This is a genomic window from Nonomuraea sp. NPDC049784, from assembly GCF_040659615.1.
Taxonomy (GTDB): domain Bacteria; phylum Actinomycetota; class Actinomycetes; order Streptosporangiales; family Streptosporangiaceae; genus Nonomuraea.
Map to the genome: position 1 here is coordinate 1 of NZ_JBFAMX010000754.1, position 4,293 is coordinate 4,293.

3 protein-coding genes are annotated in these 4,293 nt (G+C 70.7%); 2 read left to right on the forward strand and 1 reads right to left on the reverse strand.

Annotation, left to right across the window (positions count from 1 at the left end; all coding sequences use genetic code 11):
• A partial coding sequence (locus AB0J09_RS57695; protein WP_360711491.1) for a hypothetical protein occupies positions 1-2,876 on the reverse strand: 2,876 nt, incomplete at its 3' end.
• A gap of 78 nt (positions 2,877-2,954) precedes the next feature.
• Here AB0J09_RS57695 and AB0J09_RS57700 point away from each other — a divergent pair.
• The gene (locus AB0J09_RS57700; protein WP_360711494.1) at positions 2,955-3,305 is read left to right on the forward strand and encodes a hypothetical protein; all 351 of its coding nucleotides are present in this window, start codon (positions 2,955-2,957) and stop codon (positions 3,303-3,305) included.
• Complete coding sequence (locus AB0J09_RS57705; RefSeq protein ID WP_360711496.1) at positions 3,302-4,078, forward strand: hypothetical protein; 777 nt, start codon at positions 3,302-3,304, stop codon at positions 4,076-4,078. The genes AB0J09_RS57700 and AB0J09_RS57705 overlap by 4 nt, the downstream gene beginning before the upstream one ends.
• Positions 4,079-4,293: the final 215 nt, after the last annotated feature.

Sequence of the window (4,293 nt, forward strand, 5' to 3'; positions counted from 1 at the left end):
GCCGGATCGTCGGACGAGGTGGCGGCCGCCGACGCCTTGAGAGCGCGAATGGCGCGTCGCAGGTCGCGGGCGCGGCCCGTCTCCCAGAACCGCAGGAGCATCCCGTGTCCCACCACATGCTGATGGCTCGCCCACGACGGATCGTCTTGCCGAGTAGCCGCCAGCCCCTCGCCGCCCAGACGGATGATCTCGGTGAGGTCGTCGCGATTGTCACTGTCGTAGCGCGAGACGTACAGCAGTGCCAGGCCCTTGGCGACGATGGGACGATGCGGATGGCGCCGGGGCAGCGCGGCCAGCGCCGCCTGGGCCGACTCAATGGCGTCGTCCAGGTCGGCGCGCTCGCCGTGGGCATCGAAGCGGTCCCGCAACATGCCGGCCTTGTTGTAGAGGAGATTGGTTCGCTGACGGTGGTCGACGGTGGGGACGGTCAGGGCGAGATCGCTGATCTCGATGGCCTCGCCCAGGTCGCGGAGATCGCCGCGGTGACCGGCCCGCTTCCACAGATTCCCGCTGAGGACCTGGTACGCCAGAAGCCGTACCGGCGAGTGCGCAGGCAACTCGGCCAGCACAGAGCGGGCGATGTCGACGCACTTGTCGATGTCGGCCGGATCGCCGGTCAGCGTGAAGCGTTGCGAGAGCACGGTGGCCAGCTCTAACCGGCAGAGCAAACGGCGCAGGTCGCCCGCCGCCAGGCCCTCGGCGGCCGCGGCGATGCGGTCTATGGCGGTGTCGACGTCGGACCGCCGGCCGGTGCGCTGGCTGCGCATCCGCAGCGCTTCGGACAGGCTGATGGCGGCCATCGCCCGGCCCTGGGCACCGCCGGGCTCCCGCCATCCCTGCTCACCCGCCTCCACAGCGGCGTCCAGATCGGCCGTCGAGCCGGTCAGCTCCGCCCGGATGTGCAGCGTCTCGGACAGCCCGGCGAGGGCGATCGTACGATCCGCGCGGCCCGGCGGCAGTTCGGCGGCGGCCCGCCGGTACGCGTCGATCGCGGCATCGACCGCCACGGCATCCCCGGTCAGGAGGAACCGCTGCGACCTGGCCCGGGCCACCGAGAGCAGCGCGCGGGCGCGCTGGTCCCCGGCCGGCGCCGTACGGGCCGCACGTTCGGCCACTCCGATGGCGGTGGCATTGTCCGCCGAGCCGCCGCGCGTCGCCCGCTCCAGTAATGCGTCGCTCAACTCGGCCGCGCACGCACCGCGCAGGAGATGCCTGGCGGGCAGTGTGCCGAGCGCCGACTGAAAGGCCGCGATGGCCGCCTCCAGGTCGGAAGGATCACCGTCGCGACGGTAGCGGCGCAGCGCCGTCTGGCCGAGCGCGTGGTCGACGATTCCCCTGTCGGTGGCCTCCACCGCGTTGGTGGCCGCCGTGAAGATGCCGGCCGCCTCGGCGGCGTCGGCGGAGGCGGCCCGCAGGTCGGCAGGATCTCCGGTGACGTCGTATTTCGCCGCCCTGTGCAGGGCGAGCTGGGTCAGAAGATGGCCCCGCAGAGGGCCGCCGGTGGGCGCGTCGGCGATCGCGTCTGTCAGCAAGGCGAGGCTGCGGTCCAGATCCTGGCGGTCGCCGCGCTGGCTGAACCGGGCAAACAGCGCCCCGCTGAGGATGACGCGCAGGCTGCCGAACCGGTCATCATCTTGGCCAGGCGAGTCCAGCACCCTGTCGGCCGCGGCGATGGCCGCGTCCAGCTCCTCCAGGCTGCCGGGGATAGCGTTGAACACCCTCGCGGACAGCCGGCTCACCTCGTCCTCCAGGTCGTCCCCCGAGGGCAGGTCGGCCTGGTCGCCGGTGATGGAGAAGCGGGCGGTGGACGCCTCGTAAAGCTCCTGGCGCAGCTCCTTGTCATCGGGCGTGTCCGCGAGCAGGGCACGGAGCCGGGCGATGAGCTCGTCGACGTCACCCAGGCGCGGGCCCTGGGATATGCGGTTCCAGAGGAGGGTCCGCAGCAGCTCGTCGCTGACCCGCTCGATCGCGGACGATCCGGGATGTGGGTCGCCGAGCGCCTCGCGCAGCACCGTGATCGCCCGGTCCCGATCGGCCCGGTCACGGGTCTCGCCGAACCGGGTGTAGATCATCATGCCGTACTGAATGTGGGCCAGATGGCGGCTGGGCAGGTCGGCCGGCATGCTCTCCAGCAGGGCGGCGCAGGCGGCGGTGGTGATGGCCAGGTCTTCGGGGCGCTTCGTCAGGAGATAGCGGTTGGCGAGCACGGACACTCGCGGCAGCTCGAGTCCCCAGCGCAGTGGGCCGTTTCCCGGAAGCTGAGCGAGTGCGTCGTCCATCGTCTCGACCGCGGTCTGAGCGAGCGCCTGATCCTCGGCCTCGACCGCCCGCGCGCTCATGACCAGCGCCAACTTGCTCAGGTGCACCGCCCGGCCGGTGTCCCGGTCCTGGTCAGCGTCGGAATCGCCGGCTGTGCGGTCCAGGGCGACGGCCTCCTCGCAGATGGTCAGTGCTTCGGCCAGGTCTCCGGCGCCACCCGCGCCCAGCAGCCGCCGCCTGGCGATCGTCAGCCCCAGCTTCGACAGGGTCGCGGCCGACTCCGGTGCGAGATCGATCGCCTGCCGATACCAGCCGATCGCGGTCTCCACGTCAGCCGGATCGGACCTGGCGTCCCACCGCATGACCAGCGCGTCGGCCGCGCCGGCCAGCTCTTCGGCCTCCTCGGGACTCTGTTCCAGGGCCGCCAACATGGCGGCCACGCCCCGGTCCAGGTCCTCCTGCGCGCCCGTGCGGGTGTAGCGCTGCAGCAACGCCCTGCCGTACGGCACCCCTGCGTCCGCCTCGTACTGGGTGATGGCCTGGTCGAGGGCGTCGAGGTCGTCCTCGCGCTCGAAGCGGGCCACCAGATCGGCTGCACTGTCGGCCGTGTGATCCATGTCACTCCAGAGTACGATCTGTGCTCGACGAATACCGGCCGTCCCGTAGTCGGCCGACTCGGGAAACGGATGGTGACCATGACCGAGGCCGAGGCGCGGGCCTGGCTCTGTGCCGAGCTGCCCTCCTTACGGCAGGGCGCCGAGGAAGGCGGCTGGACCGCGGCCCTGGAGGACGCGCTGGCCGTGCTGGACGAGGGTGGCACCGCCCTCGACGTGCTGGCGCTCCTCGATCCCGGCTCGTCGGCCGGGCAGGCGAACCAGCGTGGCGACCACCAGTCATACTTGCTTTTCGGCGTCGGTTCCTCTGCGTTACGCGGTGACTACACCTGCCCGGACGGCTGGTGCTCCCGGCGCGCGGATCGGGACGCCAGGAACCGGCCACCCGTGTGCCCGCTGCGCGGCCGTCCCATGCGCTTCGTCGAGCAGTGACCGCCGTGATCGACGCCCTGTTCACCGAGTTCGGCAAGAAGGCCACGGAACGCTGGCTGACCCCGGCGTGGCTGCTCGGCCTCTCCTTCGTGGCCGCCCTGTGGTGCGCCGCCCTCCTGGGCCACGCGCACGCGCTGGATCTCGCCATGCTCATTCAGCGGACCCGCTCTCACGTGAACCGGGTCGGCGCCGACCCGGTCACCGTGGCGGTCGTGGCGGCCGTCGTCCTGATGGCCGCCCTCGCAGCCGCGGGCCTCGCCCGGCTCCTGGTCGGAATCGTGGAGCGGCTATGGCTGGTGGAGCTTCGGGGGCGCAGACTCACCTGGCCGGGCCGCCGCCTGGCGCTGCTGGACCAACGGGTGCAGGCCGAGTACCACGGGCTGAGGGTGGCTCTGATCTGGCCCCGGCTGTGGTCGATCCTTGAGGATCACAAGCGTCTGCCTGTGCAGAACGCCCGTGCGGGTCTGGACAACGCGGCGATCACCGTGAGCTGGGGACTGCTGTACGCGCTGCTCGGCTGCGCTTGGTGGCCCGGTTTGCTGCTCGGCGTCGGCCTGGCCATCGGCGGCTGGAGGCTCGCCCGCCGGTACGCGCACGCGTACGCGACCCTGGCGGAGAGCCTTGTGGACGTGCATCAGGGGGAGCTGGCCGGGGCGTTGGGCGTGGAGCTGCGGCACGGCGTGATCACGGCGGACGAAGCCGGCCAGATCAACGCCCGTCTCAGCAAGGGAAGCGCTGATCAGCCGGAACGGCTTCGGCGCAAACGCGGATGAACAGCGATGCGTGCGTTGTAGCCGCAGAACTCGCACGTGAAGCTTCAATCGGAATCAACGATTATAGGTTCGTACGGGCTGATAACGAAGACGCTGAAATCCCGTTCCACGGGGAGGCAATGGTTGCGTCCGCGGGAGTGGTGTACGAGTTTGGCCTGGTCACAGGCGTGGCGTCGTGAAATGAAGACGGCCATCGCGTGATCCTTCGAGTAGCA

Excerpts from the sequence above, each read along its gene's own strand:
- AB0J09_RS57700 (WP_360711494.1), top strand. The coding sequence starts at position 2,955 with ATGACCGAGGCCGAGGCGCGGGCCTGGCTCTGTGCCGAGCTGCCCTCC.